The sequence below is a fragment of the Citrobacter sp. H12-3-2 genome (assembly GCF_009649895.1).
In the GTDB taxonomy this organism is placed as follows: Bacteria; Pseudomonadota; Gammaproteobacteria; order Enterobacterales; family Enterobacteriaceae; genus Citrobacter; species Citrobacter portucalensis.
Genome location: NZ_CP045838.1, coordinates 41,643 through 57,589, shown reverse-complemented (window position 1 = coordinate 57,589; position 15,947 = coordinate 41,643). Strand labels below are relative to the sequence as shown.

General features: G+C 54.2%; 22 protein-coding genes and 1 pseudogene. 2 read left to right on the top strand and 21 right to left on the bottom strand.

The annotated features are described in order from the left end of the window. Positions 1-68: 68 nt before the first annotated feature. Entirely contained in the window at positions 69-377 is a 309-nt protein-coding gene (locus GHC22_RS23810; protein WP_115490312.1) for a molybdopterin-guanine dinucleotide biosynthesis protein MobC, read from the top strand. 79 nt (positions 378-456) lie between these two features. Here the strand turns inward: GHC22_RS23810 and GHC22_RS23805 are convergent, their stop codons facing one another. The 3 genes from GHC22_RS23805 to GHC22_RS23795 all read right to left on the bottom strand — a co-directional run bounded on the left by GHC22_RS23805 (position 457) and on the right by GHC22_RS23795 (position 2,467). Beyond that, positions 457-1,290 carry a DUF932 domain-containing protein gene (locus GHC22_RS23805; protein WP_115490303.1) on the bottom strand — a complete coding sequence of 278 codons (834 nt, stop codon included), beginning with the start codon at positions 1,288-1,290 and terminating at the stop codon, positions 457-459. A gap of 406 nt (positions 1,291-1,696) precedes the next feature. Then, on the bottom strand, positions 1,697-2,266 hold the full coding sequence (locus GHC22_RS23800; RefSeq protein ID WP_115490304.1) for a DUF5983 family protein: 570 nt from the start codon (positions 2,264-2,266) through the stop codon (positions 1,697-1,699). 54 nt (positions 2,267-2,320) lie between these two features. After that, positions 2,321-2,467: a hypothetical protein gene (locus GHC22_RS23795; protein ID WP_048227658.1), complete on the bottom strand. Its 147-nt coding sequence runs from the start codon at positions 2,465-2,467 to the stop codon at positions 2,321-2,323. Between the two features lie 754 nt (positions 2,468-3,221). On the opposite strand from GHC22_RS23795, the gene GHC22_RS23790 reads away from it, so the two are divergent. Further along, entirely contained in the window at positions 3,222-3,479 is a 258-nt protein-coding gene (locus GHC22_RS23790; protein ID WP_040231225.1) for a helix-turn-helix transcriptional regulator, read from the top strand. On the opposite strand, the gene GHC22_RS23785 is transcribed toward GHC22_RS23790, so the two are convergent. The 18 genes and pseudogenes from GHC22_RS23785 to GHC22_RS23705 form a co-directional block, all read right to left on the bottom strand. Next, positions 3,476-3,778: a DUF957 domain-containing protein gene (locus GHC22_RS23785; protein WP_040231226.1), complete on the bottom strand. Its 303-nt coding sequence runs from the start codon at positions 3,776-3,778 to the stop codon at positions 3,476-3,478. The genes GHC22_RS23790 and GHC22_RS23785 overlap by 4 nt on opposite strands. 44 nt (positions 3,779-3,822) lie before the next feature. After that, the gene (locus tag GHC22_RS23780) at positions 3,823-4,314 is read right to left on the bottom strand and encodes an antirestriction protein (protein ID WP_115490306.1); all 492 of its coding nucleotides are present in this window, start codon (positions 4,312-4,314) and stop codon (positions 3,823-3,825) included. Positions 4,315-4,393: 79 nt separating this feature from the next. Beyond that, positions 4,394-5,212: an N-6 DNA methylase gene (locus GHC22_RS23775; protein WP_087879592.1), complete on the bottom strand. Its 819-nt coding sequence runs from the start codon at positions 5,210-5,212 to the stop codon at positions 4,394-4,396. Between the two features lie 42 nt (positions 5,213-5,254). Beyond that, the gene (locus GHC22_RS23770; RefSeq protein WP_040231230.1) at positions 5,255-5,611 is read right to left on the bottom strand and encodes a hypothetical protein; all 357 of its coding nucleotides are present in this window, start codon (positions 5,609-5,611) and stop codon (positions 5,255-5,257) included. Positions 5,612-6,513: 902 nt separating this feature from the next. Continuing rightward, on the bottom strand, positions 6,514-6,639 hold the full coding sequence (locus GHC22_RS23765; RefSeq protein WP_228553300.1) for a type I toxin-antitoxin system Hok family toxin: 126 nt from the start codon (positions 6,637-6,639) through the stop codon (positions 6,514-6,516). Then, positions 6,581-6,730, bottom strand: a pseudogene (locus GHC22_RS24775) (DUF5431 family protein); the annotation flags it as partial. The gene GHC22_RS23765 and the pseudogene GHC22_RS24775, both read right to left, overlap by 59 nt. A gap of 174 nt (positions 6,731-6,904) precedes the next feature. Further along, positions 6,905-7,141 carry a hypothetical protein gene (locus tag GHC22_RS23760; RefSeq protein ID WP_040231234.1) on the bottom strand — a complete coding sequence of 79 codons (237 nt, stop codon included), beginning with the start codon at positions 7,139-7,141 and terminating at the stop codon, positions 6,905-6,907. Then, a complete protein-coding gene (locus GHC22_RS23755) occupies positions 7,138-7,872 on the bottom strand; it encodes a plasmid SOS inhibition protein A (protein ID WP_115490308.1) in 735 nt (244 codons plus the stop codon). The genes GHC22_RS23760 and GHC22_RS23755 overlap by 4 nt, the downstream gene beginning before the upstream one ends. After that, positions 7,869-8,294, bottom strand: a complete 426-nt coding sequence (gene psiB, locus GHC22_RS23750) for a conjugation system SOS inhibitor PsiB (protein WP_153754026.1) — start codon at positions 8,292-8,294, stop codon at positions 7,869-7,871. Before psiB ends, GHC22_RS23755 begins: the two co-directional genes overlap by 4 nt. A 43-nt stretch (positions 8,295-8,337) precedes the next feature. Next, entirely contained in the window at positions 8,338-10,326 is a 1,989-nt protein-coding gene (locus GHC22_RS23745) for a ParB/RepB/Spo0J family partition protein (protein ID WP_153754025.1), read from the bottom strand. Between the two features lie 67 nt (positions 10,327-10,393). After that, a complete protein-coding gene (locus GHC22_RS23740) occupies positions 10,394-10,726 on the bottom strand; it encodes a DUF905 family protein (RefSeq protein ID WP_077223967.1) in 333 nt (110 codons plus the stop codon). 624 nt (positions 10,727-11,350) lie between these two features. Beyond that, positions 11,351-11,503, bottom strand: a complete 153-nt coding sequence (locus tag GHC22_RS23735; protein WP_153754024.1) for a hypothetical protein — start codon at positions 11,501-11,503, stop codon at positions 11,351-11,353. Positions 11,504-11,518: 15 nt separating this feature from the next. Next, positions 11,519-11,707, bottom strand: coding sequence for a hypothetical protein (locus GHC22_RS23730; protein WP_048227667.1), 189 nt, complete (start codon positions 11,705-11,707; stop codon positions 11,519-11,521). Positions 11,708-11,749: 42 nt separating this feature from the next. Next, positions 11,750-12,256 carry an antirestriction protein ArdA gene (locus GHC22_RS23725; protein ID WP_115490274.1) on the bottom strand — a complete coding sequence of 169 codons (507 nt, stop codon included), beginning with the start codon at positions 12,254-12,256 and terminating at the stop codon, positions 11,750-11,752. 407 nt (positions 12,257-12,663) lie between these two features. Next, positions 12,664-13,443, bottom strand: a complete 780-nt coding sequence (locus GHC22_RS23720) for a hypothetical protein (RefSeq protein WP_153754023.1) — start codon at positions 13,441-13,443, stop codon at positions 12,664-12,666. Positions 13,444-13,807: 364 nt separating this feature from the next. Then, the gene (locus tag GHC22_RS23715) at positions 13,808-14,146 is read right to left on the bottom strand and encodes a hypothetical protein (protein ID WP_110498935.1); all 339 of its coding nucleotides are present in this window, start codon (positions 14,144-14,146) and stop codon (positions 13,808-13,810) included. Then, positions 14,146-14,607 (bottom strand): hypothetical protein, encoded by a 462-nt coding sequence (locus GHC22_RS23710; RefSeq protein ID WP_110498936.1) that lies wholly within the window; start codon positions 14,605-14,607, stop codon positions 14,146-14,148. Before GHC22_RS23710 ends, GHC22_RS23715 begins: the two co-directional genes overlap by 1 nt. Before the next feature lie 354 nt (positions 14,608-14,961). Further along, entirely contained in the window at positions 14,962-15,705 is a 744-nt protein-coding gene (locus GHC22_RS23705; protein WP_153754022.1) for a hypothetical protein, read from the bottom strand. Positions 15,706-15,947 lie beyond the last annotated feature (242 nt).

The following is a 15,947-nucleotide window of genomic DNA, read 5'->3' as shown; positions in this document are numbered from 1 at the left end:
GGAGCACTGCCACTTTTATGGAAGAACTGATATGATTTTCAGGATTTTAAATATTTATGAGGTTTTCTATGAGCAGGAAGAATTTTTATTCAGACGAAGATATTGCACTGGCAAGAGAGGCGCTTTCCGGACTTCCTGATTTAACGCCTCAGAGAAAAACACAGAAAGAATTTCTGGACGGCATTAAGGATATGCTTCTGGCACTGATAAGAACAAAAGGATACACAGTGTCTGACATTAAAGAGACATTAAAATCCAGTGGTTATGAAATCAGTGAAAAGGCGCTGCGTGAATTAATCCGCGATGCAGGAAAAGCGAAAGACGGAAGGAAAGCAACCAGAAAACCGGCCGTAAAGACGGAACCTCTTCAGGAGTAACAGGCGCAGAATATTTTGTTACCTGCCGGACGATCCTGTGCAGACAGATTCGATACCTGTCTGCACCATTTTATCCCGGTCAGGATTTGAGTTCTTTCATCATTTCTGCCATTCCCCACAAAGCACGGTTAAGTTTGACATCCCCGTCAATGCCGGTCACAGCACGCGTGCGTTGCCTTTTCCCCTGCGCCGTTCTCCCCAGAAGGCCACCCTTCGTCATGTTCTCCTGAACACGCTGATACGTCGTCCAAAGGTCATTGGACTTGTCTTCATTGCGGCGAATGTTGAGTAAATCGGATGGTGCCAGTGGGATGTGCTTTCCTTCGGAATTTTCATCATAACGCCAGCCCAGCGCTGTCTGTGCAAAAATTTCCTGCTCCTCGCGTGTCAGCGCTGTACCTTTCATAATTTCTCTCGACTCGGTGATTTCGTCGAAAATCCCCAGAACCTCGTATGCCCCTTCTATGACCTGTCCCACGACATCACCTTTGTGCGGAACCCGGACCTCCCCGAACGTCTGCCCGCAAATCATCCCGTTGGTGCAGACGAACCGGAACATTCCCGGAATCATCTGGTAGCTGCTGCTGCCATCATGACTGTTCAGAAGAATAATTTCCGGCACTTCTTTACCAGTAATCTGCCCGGCCCGACGCAGACGCATCATATGTTTGGTGTGACCCCGTTTACCCTCATCGCGGGTACGTGTCTGGCAGGCAAAGAACGGCAGGAAACCTTCTTCGCGCAATTTTTCCAGAACGGTAATCGTTGGAATGTACGTGTAGCGTTCGCTACGTGAATCATGTTTGTCCTCGGAGAAAATACTCGGAACAACATGCATCAGTTCATCGTTCGTCAGTGGACGCTCGCGACGGATGACATTCATTGATGCAAAACGAGATGCTAAACGGGCCATAGTGATTCTCCTCATGATGATAAAAAAATTGCTTCTGCCGTCGCCTTTTTGATGATGATTCACCATCGCGGGTGGCCGTTCCCGTGATAAAGCGAACGGCCTGACCTGCAAGGAGGAGATGCAAGGGTGCAGCAGGAAGCCGCAGCGCAAGCGACCAGAGGGAGTGCGAACGGGTGAGTGATGTCCCCTTTCATAGACTCCGGGTCGGGCCAGAGTCTTTCACGGGTAAGGCAGCACGCGGTGAGCAAAGTACTCAAAAGGTGAAGCTGGAATTAAGCCAGCGGGCGAAGCCCGTTTCCTTTCTGGGGCCGGTAGCGGCCCCAGTCAGGGCGGCGCTGACGGAACGGCAGCTGCAAGCCCGTGCGCCGGAGATGGGGAATTATGACCGGCTCTTCCGGGCGAATACTTACCATTCAAAAACAGGTGCGCCTTCCACATGATCGCCCACGGCAGAGAAGTGGATCATGCTGACATCGGCCTGACGAATTGCGCAAAAGATGAATGCACGTGTGGTTCTCGAAATACCCATTTTTTTCAGTCTGTGTAACGGGTTAGTAACAGCATCGAGCCGAATCAGGTAGCCCACTCCGGTATTCATTAACCACCCGCTGTCTTCATCCCAGAACACGATGTTGTCGAGAATATTATGATCTTCCAGTGTGATGTGATTGATGCAACACTCCAGGACAGGGCGCATCATCATGCGTGAAAGCACAACACGAGGTCCCCATTTCAGAGAGTCGGTAACATCGTTCCATGACCACTCTTCATCATCAGGAACGGGAAGCGTCAGCAACCTGAAAGGTACACCAATTTTTTCTGCAAGAATTTCTCCCATTCCGATAACAGGATCATCACGTTCATTAAGGTCACAGCACGCAATAAATTCACCGTTCAGGTAAATGGCTTCCTCGCCGTTATCAAGCTGAATAGCTGTTACACCGAGTGGCGCATTTTGTAGATAATATTTTGTCATTGGTTATTCTCCGCTATGGCGCTCAAAAGCCGCCCCGTTGCGGGGCGGCGGCTGTCAGATGTAGCCCAACTCGGCGTTCACGGTAGTCATGAACTGCTGCCAGTATTCAAATCGCAGCGCAGGTACATGCGCGCGGCGGCCACTCTTCAGGGCGTTTACAAACGCCTTCGCCTGTGCGACTATTTGCGGGTCGAAAATCATAGTTAACTCCTTTGGTTTTGATGAGGACCAGTTGCATCTGGTCTGGAAGAAGCAGAGTTCGCGCTCTGCTTTTTTATTGCCTGTGATCCGGCAATCCTTTCTGCGTCGATGACGCAAGCCTTCAGTTGTTCACCCCCGGCTCCTTCTGCCGTCTCTTTTTTCTTCGGCTTCCGGGCCAGAACGAAACGCCCTCATTGCGCAGACGATCCGGCAGCGCCCGAAAGAGGCTGCAAGGGTTAAGGACTTATTTTTTCTGTGTCACACCGGAAAAAATCAGGCCTTAAGCAGCTCTGCTGCGACCCTTTCAGACGCTTACGGGAGATGCCAGTCTGCATCAGCAATGAGAGGCTTTCGTGCGTGCGGAGGGGAAAAAGGACGGCAGAAGAAGCCGGTGAAGCCGGCTTTCCTTAGCGGACGCCAGCGGCGGCCAGTGAAAGCGGCGCGGCCGGAACGGTCGCAGCAAGCGCGGGGTTGCCGTTCGACATCGGACACTAGCGAATAGCCCGAAACCGCTTGCGGGTTCGGCGGGGCCTGGCCGGTGCGTCAGCAGCTGCCCGGCGGAGTGTGGCCTGACGACCCGGCGCGCTGGCGCGACGGGGAGCCGAAGGGGGCGCGCCTTTCGCATTTTCCTTTCTCTTTTCGCTGTCAATTTCAACATCAAAAAAAGTGCAATATCTGCACCTTTTAACCTTCAAAAAAACCATAATTTCATTATAAAATAAGTGCAATTTCTGCACTTTTTTAAGGATAAATAATGACAGGTTACGAGCTTCGACTCTGGAGAAAAGGCCTCGGCTGGAGCCGTGACAAGGCGGCTGAACAACTGGATATCAGCCTGCGAACCTATAAAGACTACGAAAACGCGCCCCGCCTGAAACGCAGCATTGCGCTGGCAACAGTGACGCTATCACTACAGGACCAGCTGCCCCGATTCAGACAGAACCGGACCAGCGGCGACAAAATGCGTGAAATGCTCAATGTGATGATCGATGATGCGATCCATCCGGATTAACGGCCCTTCCCTGCGGGCCTCCCCTGCAACGTGTCCTGCACATATTTTTGCGCCATATTCCAGACTCGCGCTTCATCTTTGCTCAGTTCCTCTGAATCAATGGCTTCACAAGTATAGTAAGCATCCCATGGCGGCGGATGACTGACAGCTTTGGGCATATTCAGCAGTTCAACCGCCGCGCGAACTGACGGAAGCACATCACCCGAATCGATCCCTTCATCAAAAATTATCTCTGTGCCCATCGCCACGTTATCCTCCAGCCACGCCAGCAGGATTTCCAGTTTGTGGGGTTTGCTCATACGTCCTCTTTCGGTGTGGCCCGGCAATCGCCGGGCCTGATTTTTCAGTCAATGGCCCGGTAAATCAGATCGCGTTCCGGGTGTTTGATGATGCTGATATAGTCCTTCAGCGCGTCCTGACGGTCGACAAGGCCCTGACAGACTCTGGCCATCTCCGGCCCCATCTCGAAAACCTGCCAGTTGAGGCGGTTCAGGCACATCAGGGTTGCAATGATCCCGGTGGCCTCCGCTGAAACCTCAGCATCGAAGTAATTTCCCGGCATGGTCACGTGATACACCCCTTCCGGCGGTACCAGATATCCGGTCGGGCGGGTAATACAGTCCTCAGTCCATCCGTCAATTCGACCGCTGATACCACGCGGAACGGCAAAGTAACGCCAGAAACCTCCTTCATACTGGCTATGTACCTGTAACCAGGAGGCGACCAGCTGGTCGCCCTGCGGCGTGAAGAATAATTCTGGAATAAAGGCCAGACGCTGGCGCGGGTCAGTGATTTCAATGCTGGCAGTCGGGGCAATCATTGTGGAAGTCATCATTATTCGGCTTTCCTTAGCGGCCGCCAGTGGCGGCCAGTTTAAGTGGCGCTGCCGGAACGGCAGCTGCAAACGCTATGTGTCAGGCGGCATTATCGAGGCCGTACATAAAGTCCTTCATTGCTTTCATGCGCCTCTGGAACTCCAGCTTGTTTTTAAAGTCGTTCCAGTAATAAACCGGGGTATAGCGCACACGATGCAGGTTCATTGTCAGCGTGTTGCCTGTGATAACTTCCGCCGGGATACCCAGTAACGAAAGCTGAACAAACGCCATATCGGCGGCGATCGGGTCAATATCGATACAACTTCCGAACATGTGATTCGAATGGTCATATCCGGCATCTAACAGGCATTCGGCATAGGCGATAATCATCCCCGCCGCGCCGCTCGCGGGGTCACTGACGGTGACAAAACCCTCGCGGCGGATCGACTCTTTCACGCCGGGCATCATCATTCGCGCCATCATCGACTGAACAGAATACGGCGTGAAGTATTGCCCCATGCCATTAGATCCCAGCTCCAGCTCCATGAAAATCGCGCCGAGAAAATCATGAAATTTGGCATCGAGCGCGCATACCATCAGGATGAACAGCTCATGCATTTTCTGAATATCTGCGGCCTCGTAGCGCTCGCAGATTTTGCGGCTACGCTCGATATTCTCCGGTGTAAGAATCCGCGCCAGATCCAGCTCACTGGCAGAAAGCGTGATGAAATCGCAGAACACATCCCAGCGGCGCATATAACGCGCGGTATCGTTAAACAGGCGGATAAACTGCTTACGTGCTGCATCGACGTGCATCAACCCGATAATCGGCTTCTTTTTGGAAACCGGAACAATTGGAATAACGTTGTCAGACTCACGCGCCTGGTTGAAAAATTCTGCAAAACTCAGTTGTGACATAGTTCCCCCTGCTTGCCGCCCCCTCAGGGGCGGCTCCGTGTATCAGTGTGTTTTCTGGCTTTCAGGAATGAAGGTCGCTTTGACCTTCGCCACAATGACGGCGTGATTCAGGTGGCTGTAATCACGCAGACGGAAATAACGCTTGCCGCAGCGCACGAAAATATCAGTCACGTTCCCGCAATACATTTCCTGCATCATGAACGTTTCAGTGTCCTGCGCGGTGTCGCTACGCCAGTTCATTGGCGGCATCATCCCTGCCGCGTCATGGAACTTGTACACGTCGATTTCGACGGGGGCAGTGACAGCCGCTTTTTCGCGGGTCAGCCAGTAGGCGCGCTCGGCCTCGGCGGTCGCGTTCATGTCCAGCGTGTGGGTCGGTTCAGTCTGATATACGTGCATAGGGATCTCCTTTCTTTTTAATCACATCACCCGTTGAGTTACGGGAGCCGCGGTTTTGACGTTTTGCGGGAACCTGCTGAAGTTTCCCGGGTTGTTTCACTTCACCCGTTTGAGAACCTTCGCCGCAGGTGCAGCACGCCACCGGCCGACGCCGGAATCCGGGGCGGAAGCGCAAAGTTTTTACCTGGAAAAAGTTTTCGCTGGAGAGCGGCAGCGGCCCTGGATGACAAGGAGGACTGTGGCGTGATTCAGCACCCAGGAGGAGGCACTCAAAGGGAGAAACGCACAACGGAGAAGACGAGCCGGGACCCGCCGCAACGTCGATACGCGGCTGCGTAGCGATGTTGCCCTGTAGAATCCCGTCGCCGGCGACGGGATGGTGAGAGCGGCGTGGCCGGAACGGCCGCAGCAAGCGTGGTGTTTGACCTTCTCCATCGGACACTAGCGAGTAGCCCGAAACCGCCTGCGGGTTCGGCGGAGCCTGGCGGGTGCGTCAGCAGCTGCCCTGGCGGAGTGTGGCCTGACGACCTGGCGCGCTGGCGCGACGGGGAGCCGAAGGTGGCCGGGTCCTTCGCCTTTCTGGTTTGAAACAGGAGGAATCCGGGAGAAAATGGCACAGCCATCAGGGAAAGTGGAACAGAAATGAGCAGAGAGAAACAAAAGGCAGGAAGAAAGCGGAATACTACAGCAGGACCAGAAAGAGAACACAGACGGAGAGGAGGACTGGAGGCGCACAGCGCCTCTCCCCCGCCCTTTCGGGCTCCCCACTCAGGGTGTTCATGCCAGCAAGATGGGGAAAAGGGCCTCCCCGCAAACAGGGAAGCCCTTCTGAAAGCGCTTGCGGTTATGTTTCAACAACATCAATCCCCTGAGTGGCGGGGGTTTCCCCCCGCCGGGGTTAGCTACTTAGCGGATTCGTAAGCCAGTAATGCAGCGACCTCCCGTTCTCCGTCCTTCAGCCTGATTTCGCAAAGCGATTTTCGGGTCAGGTATGTGAATGCCAGCAGTGTTAAACACACTATCAGCACACACCAGATAACGGGACTTCGCGGCAGTTTCATGGCCTTCTTCTCCTTGCCTTACGGCATCTAAGAGGCTATCCTGATGGTGTCGATTCATGCAGGGGCCTCGGTTAATGAAAATTAACTGGGGCTTTTGTCTTTCTGCCTCACGACACAGGAACAAACCACCGGAACATCCTGAGGCAAAAAGCCTCAAGCGCCACCGCCATTATACCGTTCATCCCTCTTTCTGCCCAGGAGTATGGCAGCTAACTGTCTTAATTTATCCTGCTTATCCGTCTTCCCGGGGATCGCCCTCCCCTCTGGCCCACTCAGTAATCTGCTCATCCAGCACGGCAAGTTGCGGGTATACCGCCTCAGCCAACAGATAAAGATCTGTCTCCAGTCCGCCATGCCAGTCGGCCCATTCGGCAGACATATCATTCAGTTTGTCGACGATGGTCTGCAGCTTCTTACGCTGACTGCGTGCGAGTTTCAGTTCCTCACGGAATGGGTTTCGTTTTCTCACGGCCAGACCTCCCGGAGGGTGATCTTGTTCGGTACCATCCAGCGCTCAAGCTCGCGTTCTTCTGGCGAACTGACCGCCGCCACGTCGTGAACATCCAGCACAACCTCCAGCGCCGACAGGTTATACCCGCGAACCAGATCTGCCAGTGACGGGCAACGTTCTGTCCACGCCCACAGCATTTTTTCAAGATCGTAGTCCCGGATATCCTGTTGTGACCAGTGGGCATACCAGGTGCGGATAGTCTCCGGTGTGTGAAATGCCAGGTCGATTTCGGCCTGCCCGGTCAGGTTGTTATACTTATCTTCCCGGTCTCTGTCGCGGCGTGCCTCCTGACGACTGTATAGCTCATCTTCACGCTGGTAACGACTTGCCTGACGCTCCCCTACACTGAATGCCTGCTCCGGAAACAGCGATGTCACCATCGAGGTATCAAGCGGCGAATAACAATGCCGACCCCGCGAGCGAATAAGAGTATCAAATGCTTCCTCATACTGAGCGAGCGGGACTTTGTCGTCCTTGTACCAGTATACGCCGCGTACCTGGTTAATGGCGCGACCGCTAATTTTGCTGCTCCCACACAGGAACCGGAAAAAGGCCCGGGCATAAGGGTGCGGCGGATTACCGAACCGCCTGTCCTTCTGGGTTGTTTCCTCAACGTGCATAATCGCACGGAGTGCAGCTTCACGTTCTGGCAGTTGCGTCACAAGAGAGAGATGGCGTGGAATGCTCATACTGGTATCTCCTCTTTCAGAATCGACATGATGTCGCATAGTCCGTATCCATCCCAGTGAAGTCCACTGATCTGAAACAAAATGCGGCTGATTTCACTGGCATCGAAGAACGAGGACTGGTGAACACAGGCCAGACGCTCTCCCTGAGACATGGAAATCAGTACAAGCCAGTAATCACTGATTTCACCAGGGCTGCATACCACCACGTCAAAGCGGCCATGTTCAGGGGTAAAGCGAACCTGAACCGGAAACAAGCCGCCGAACTCACTGCGGAATTCTCCGTTCATGTCCCATTTGTCAGGGAGTGCGAAGGCATTCATGACGGCATTAGTTAGTTCACTGCGATACTGAAAACCCGCTGCTCGATGGGCTTCAAACTCTTCGGCGGTCATCGCGGCAAGACGGGAATGATGAATACTCATAGGGTATCTCCTTATTGCCGCCCCATCGGGGCGGCTCTCCATATCAGGCGGCTAATGCCGAGTGGTCAGTTTCAGTCTGTTTTTCTTCAATCGCTTTCGGCTGCGGAGCGCATAACCACGAAGGAACCCAGCAACTGTCTTTCAGACGATCCTCGGCAAGCTCGGCAGCATCGCCCTTCTTCATCTTCGCCGCATCGGACGCTGCCCCTTCCATTCCAGCCTCTTTCAGGGATTCGACAATCTGGTCATGCTTAACGCCTTTGAAATATCCGTCTTTGGTTGGATGCCACCAGTCGCGAAAGTTGAAATCGATCGCAGTCTCCAGCGCGTCAAGTTTGCTTCGGGAGGTATGACCGTTATCGCGAGTCTGAACACCGTCAACGGAACAGGCCGTACAAAACGCCATAAGAGACATGAGCACACCACCATCCAGCGAGAAGAACGAGGTTAAATCCTGTCGCCAGCCCTCTGGTAAAAGCGCCTCAAGACGCTCACCTTCGGTCCGGATTGCGGTATATGCTTTACCCTCCTTGCCCGACGGCGCATTCATGGTCTGTGAGTAATGACCGACAGTCACGCGAACACCAAATGGATTATCCTGCTCTCCACGCCCCGTAAAGACCTCAGCACACATACGCCATGCCAGCAGCGCCACGGCTTTGGTTGGTTGGTTCATCAACGCTGCCTGAACAGCAAGCGTCCTTTCAGACGACATTTTCAGCAGTTGCGGCGCGGTAACCCCTTCGGTGATATCTTTTTTGATCGAAGTCACCGCAGGTACAGGATCCTCCCCACTTTCCGTTTCTCCGTTCTCTTTTGTCGGAAGGTCTTCAATACGGCAGACACCGCGCTGAATGACCAGTTCGCCATACTGGTAGCTGACCACAACACCCGCAGAGGCTTTAATCCCATCCGTCCAGGCACGTTGTCCTGCTTCTTCCTGCATACGACAGATTTCGGCATCAAGCTCGTCAGCTTCATCACAGGCACTGTCAAACGTATTAAATTTCTCTTTCAGTTCATCCAGACGCGCCTGTTCTTCATCGGTATAGACGGTTTCTGGTTTTTCCAGCAGCAGGTAGTCTTGCCCGTCCTGACCATAACGACCTACCGTTTCCGGACGCCCCATACTCCACGACCAGCCCTCGCTCAGTTCGTGTTGCAGTGCAATCGTGTCCAGTTTTTCCTGTACAAGGCGCTGAACCAGTACGCTGTCAGCCGTTCCAGCCCCCTCTTCCTTGGAAAACAAATCTTCACGAACCACACCGCCAGCGGTTTCATATGCTTCACGACCCACAAAGAGAAAGGCTGAACTGGTAACAGAAATTTCGGTTTCTGTGATCGCACGTTTAAGTAAATGAGCCTGAACAGATCCCCACTGCGCGTAGACGCTGTCAAACACCTGAACCTGACGTTCCTGACTGGATTCGAGGCACAGAGCCTGACACTGCTCAACAGTGATTTCATCCTGTGCGAGCTTATCCAGCAGTGCTGGGGCAAGGTTTGCCAGTTTCAACATGCGCTGAACATGGCGGGAACCATAGCCCAGACCATCACCAATCTGCGCAGCGGTTTTGCCCTGCGCCGCCAGCTTACCAAAGGCCATAATTTGCTCGGCAGGGTGCATCGCCTCCAGTTCATTGTTTTCAGCGTAAGACGCTTCAACAGCCAACTCGTCACTGACACACTTAACCGGAACCTGATAATCGGCACCAATACGTCCCGTCTCGCACAACAGATTCAGTGCGGTGAGACGTCTACCACCTGCAGCAACTCCGGATTTGCCCTCCGGCAGCATGTGAACCACGAGGTTATGCAGAAGCCCGAGGTTTTCAATCGAGTTAGCCAGACGTTTAACACTGTCAGCGGTGTAAGGGATGGTACGCACGTTCAGCGGAGATTTAATAAGATCGGACAGCGGAACGTATGTGATAACAGCGGAATCAAGCGCACTTTTCAGTTCTGCGCTGATAACTTTATTCTTCGGATTGGCCTTTTTGGCTGATTTTGCTTTAACATTTGCTACTGACATCGTTATTTCCTCCATTTTAATGATTGTCGCGTTCTGCGGAGGTGCATCTCCGCAGAACACCTTTCGTTTACTGCTGTACTGCCCTGCCGTGACTTTTCAGGTAGCCGTTCAGTACCTGTCCGGCATCCGGCTGGAAATTCCAGACCCGTTCAATCAACTGCTCATGTTCGTCACGCATAACTAACTGAAAATGCGATGACTGGTCGTTTTCTAACGTCACATTGGAGTAATACGCAGACACGTTTTTCGCGTCTTCGCGTGTAAAAGCGCCCAACGGAAGCAGTGGCGCAGGAGCATTGACGACTTCGCCATTCAGCAGCGCCGCCAGCGCATGATCCTCAGCCGTAGGCTGCCGTAATGACTCAGGCTGATTCAGAAAATCCTTCAACGATTTGCACATCACAAAACCCCTCTGGTCTGGTTTTCAGAGGCAAAGCCTCTCCTGCCGTCCTCTTTCTGGTGTTTTCACACTCTGCGGAGGACCTTTCCGCGAGAGCGTAACGGGCACGGCCCGGTGAAGCTGTCCAGGATTAGCGGGAAATTTATTCCGGCTCGTCCGGAAAAAATTTGCTGATAAAGCCCCGGCGGTCCTGGCCAGCAAGACGGGTTGTGGCGGTATCAGCGACCGGAAAGGCACTCAGCAGGGAATGAACGCAGAGGAAGTGGCGGGAGAGAGACGGCAACGTCAACAACGTTGCCCCTTACACCCCGGAACGGGGTGCATCGAGCGCAGGAACGGCGCGACAGGGCGGCGCGACCGGAACGGTCGCTGCAAGCCAGCCTTTGACGTTGCGACAGCCTGGGATGGAAACCCGCTGCCCGAAGGTTTACCGGAGGGCCGGGCAGAGACAGCGCAGCTGGCTCGGTGCGAAGCATGACAGCCCCGGTTCCCGAAGGGAAGTCGCCCGGGTCAACCAGCCCGTGGAAAAAAAGTATCTGAAAGCCCCGGTTTTTATCGTTCTGGTTATGGTTCTGGCCACGCGGCCCACGCCCACGCCCACGCCCACGCCCACGCCCACGCAGGTCAGCATGTTTCAGAAACGACAGCAGGAAAAGCAGATTTCAGAACTGATTCATCACCGGCTTCACCGGCGGAGGGAATGCGCCGCAGGCGCTTTCCCCTGCCGTCATCCCGCAGGGATGACAGGGTTTTCCCGCGCGCGAACAGGCGGCTCATTGGCCGCCTCCGGGACTAATATTTAACTTTTTGCTGGATAAACTGGCCGCCGATAAATAGTTGCTCGCGACGAGTCAACAAATCACAAATATCGTCAAGGAGCATTGGCGTCGTTATGGGTCTGAGGCCTAATTCCCTGCGGCGTTCGTTTACCAGAGTTTTGTAGTGTTTCAGAATTTTGCGTGTTTCAGGTGTCATTTTCATAGGGAACCTTTTTCCGGCAGGGTTTCCCCTGCCTTATCAGAATTAGCGACGAAAAACATAGCCATCAATGAAGTTGAAAGTGTCGATAAACAAATCACGGGCAAACGCGTCATAGTCAAAGTAGCCGCGCAGGCTCTCAGGGATAGCCGCCAGCAGGCTGTGTTCGTTCACGTAGTCCACAGCAAAATCTTCTTCGCTCACGGCCTCGCCATAGTAGGCGTCTTCGAACGCGTCAAAGTCGCATTCGCCGCTGTATTCGGCCCACGCGATAAATGCCGCGTCCTTACCTACATCCTTCGCCTGTTTGTAGGCATCGATGAAATCCCAGTCCACAGAGCTTTCAGAGGCAAACTGAGAAGGAATGCCTTCCCAGTCCTGAAACATCAGTTCCGGGTCATGCTCATTCGCGTGGAGCGCGTGACAGGCTTCCAGAAAGTCTTCTTTCTCGTCGAAATCGGTCAAATCAAACCATTTTCCGGCCAGGCTGCCACAGTTGTATTTGTGATAAGTGCCAACGTATACCGCCGGGGTGGTGGTGATAGTGTTCATGGGTGTTCCCTCCATAGTCCAGGTTATCTGAGTACCGGCTTACGCCGTGCCGACACGACAGCCCGACGAAAAGCGGAGGATGCAAGGTCGGAAGCGGAGGCCGCAGCGCAGATAAAGCAGAGGCGGTCTGGACGGTTTTTCTGCGAATTTTTGAGCAGAAAAACAACGGGAAGAACGCCGATAATCATCAAAAATAACTGCGACCGGGTGACGGTGGAGGTGGCGCCAGCCACGTGCCTTGCATACGCAGCGGTCGGGCTAAAGTGAAGGCACGGCGTTAGCCGCAGACCGCACGAAATCTCATCCCCCGCGCGCCCGTAACAGCGTGGAGGTCGCGCTGGTATAGCGGAGCAGCGCGACATCCGATTCCTGTACAGAACTGCGGGGCAATCTGCCCCGCCCGTCGGTCACGCAGCAATCCGGATTCCGGAGAATGACCGCATCATCGCGTCAATTTCGACGCGGGCCTCGCTGACCGCATCACGTAACCAGCGGCGCTCAAACCATACGCGTGATGGGCTGTCCGGGTGACGCAGCGCGAACGGTACGTCCGTGACACCAACAACGCGACCGTGACATTCGAGACGGATCTGGAGGCGACGAAACGTTTCCTGCCCGTCGAGGACGGCTTTCAGGCGCGCGTCGAGAGTGTCGTTATCCCACTCGGTATCATCGCTTCCGGCTTCCACTTCAATCACGGAGAGCGTGAAGTTGCGCGTCCGGCGGGTAAACACCAGAGGATCAGCAGCAGGACGCAGGGCTTCTGTCAGGCGGTATCCGGCAGCGGCGACACAGCTACAGACATGGTTGATTTCGTCTCGCAGGGCTTTCAGGAGGCACAGGATTTGTTTTACCGACATCCCGGCAGGACAGTTATCGTATTCCAGCGAAATCGTGCCAGCGTGGGCTTTGCGGTGGCCCAGCGAGTTGCGGTAAAGACGAACAATCAGATCGCTCCCGCTAACTAATGGCAGCAGTTCATTCAGTGCGCTATCCGGCATCAGGCCACGCAGCGCAATTTCAGGCAACAGGCGCAGCAGATCGGACGCCCCCAGTTGGCCATAGAAAGCGACGCCTTCCCCACGCGAATAATTCAGGCTGGTATCGATATCCATCGTGGCTGGCCAGCCACGGGCAACCAGCGTGTTACGGGTGTGACGGTGCATAAAGCGATAAGCGGTGGTCATAGTTTTCTCCTTGTCTCGACGCGGCGACTGCTTCGCCGTGCCGATACGACAGCCCGACGATCCGCGGGAAATGCAAGGGCGGAACCGGAGGCCGCAGCGCAGATAAAAAGCAGAAACGGTCTGGACGGTTATCGAGCGAAACCTGAGCGAGAGAACGACGGGAAGAACGTTGAAAAACATAAAAAATTTACTGCGACCGGGCGATGGTGGAGATGGCCCGGCCATGTCCCTTGCATTAACCGCAGTCGGGCTATAGTGGAGGCACGGCGTTGACACCCGCCGCGACACCGGCGCGGCATAAAAAGCGGAGTCCACGACATCCTTATGGCTGATTTGGCGGGCTGACAATGCAGCCCGGCCACGGTTAGCGGGTGAATTCGTCCCAGTGTTCGTTGAACTGATTCTGAACCCGCGGGCTTGTCAGATCACCGGTAACAACCCAGGCATCCAGGAATTTAAGCCCCTGCAGGATAGAACTTTCAACATCATCAAGCAGTGTGATGCTGTTAAACCAGACCGACTTTCCGGAACGATAAGCCCATCGGCAGCCATCACTCTCTTCCAGGCATTCCTGCCACCAGGTTCTCCCCATATAAACAACCCCGGCTTCCGCCAGCGCCAGACTCTCCGCCTGGATCAGGAAATATGACGGAAACTCAAGATCAGAAACTTCGATATCGACGCCAATCAACCAGGTATTCATTATTTCTTTGCCTCTTCAATCGCCCACTGCAGGTGATCCCAGTTGAAACCGATATTGGCATCATGGCATTCATCAGCGAGTGCCATCGCAGCCTCAATCGTCTCGTTGTCCAGCGTGTTATCGAGCGAAAGGAAATCGTCGGCCAGCCAGAACGTCCCTGTACAAAGTGCATCCAGAGGATGTTGCTGCAATCTGGCAATCATCCCCGATACAGTCATTTCACGACGCCACAGACCAGGTGCCGGGAAAACTGCGTTGGCCACATCAAACCACTCCCAGTCTCCTGGCGGTACCGGCCATTTCACCATTTCGGTCTGAACGCCTGGTAGCCGGGACAGACGCTCAAGGATCTCCCCCAGGGAAAACTTATGGCCACTTACATCGTCACTGGCCAGACAGTGGCCATTGAGAAACACCGCATGCTGGCCATCATCCAGCGTAATACACGTCAGCTTAAACATATTTCCCTCCTTAACCCGGCACCCATCTGCGCCGTGCCGACACGACAGCCCGACGATCAGTGGTTAATGCAAGGGCGCCAGCAAGGCCGGTAGCCGGTAATAGCAGAGGCGTTCCGGACGGGTTTTCCGTGAAAATTGAGCGGAAAACCGACGGAAGGAACGGCGATAAGACGTTAAATCCTAGGCGGCCGGGCGCAGCTGGCGGCGCAGCTTCCCTTGCATTCACCACAGTCGGGCTATAGTGAAGGCACGGCGCACCCATGCCTGAAGATGGGATAACCAGACGCTGCCGGTTCAATGCCGGCAGTGGATGGCTGGGGAGAGATGATGAGCCCCGGTTTCCCGGGGACATATTCAGGAAAAACTAGCGCTAAGTTCCCGGTCGTGGATGATGCGTTGGCGCACCTCATCAGCCAGATCATGGAGTACGTTCAGAGGTAGCCAATGGCGTACTGGCGCTCCCGGACGAATAATGCAAATGCCGGCGCTGCGGTCACCTTCACGGACCATGTCAAAATCACGGTAAATCGCGAGGCCAACGGCAACGACTGCGGCCCCATGGTGAAAAATTTCTGTCAGCCATAGTTGCTGTTGTTCAGCATCCGGGCGCATCAGCGGCGGCATATCATTCCACGCTTCACCAAAAACCCAGAAGTGGCGTGTCTGGCGTTCAAAAATATTGATCCCTTCATACTGGGCTCCGGTCATGTCGTTAATAATGCCGGCATCAATGAAGATCTGACGGCACAGGACCATCAAATCGGCTTCAATCGCTTCAGCCAGGCCAATACCGACCGGGTTCGCCTCCTCAAAATCAATCCGAAAACAGGGATCACCTTTCAGGATTTCGCCGCTGACGCTTGCACACAGATTGAGATCACTGCACATCTGCTGCAGGCCATGGACCGCACGGACATCAAGATGGCCACGTGAAGCAATTGCCGGCAGCATCGCCATAATAGATTCGGTAGTGATATGGCCCGAAATAGTGAAGCAATAACAGTTCGCATCAGGCTGGACAACGACTGACGACGGCCAGTTGTTTTCTGACAGGATCTGACGGCTGCGGGTTGGTGCAAGAGTCATATAAAGATTCATAGGGTGCTCCTTCGTTTGATTTACCAGGCTTCTTCTGCCGTAGCTTTTTACGTACGGGAGGATGTCTCCCGCCATAAGTGACAGGCGGCAACGTGCCATCAGGCAAAAATCAAGTTCCGGAGGCAAAGCCGCAGCGCAAGCGACCAGAGGGAGTGCGAACGGGTGCAGTTGCAGGCGACTTTATTTTTGCCGGCACGGTGCAACTGTTTAAGCGATGGCTGGAGATAATCTGACTGCAATAG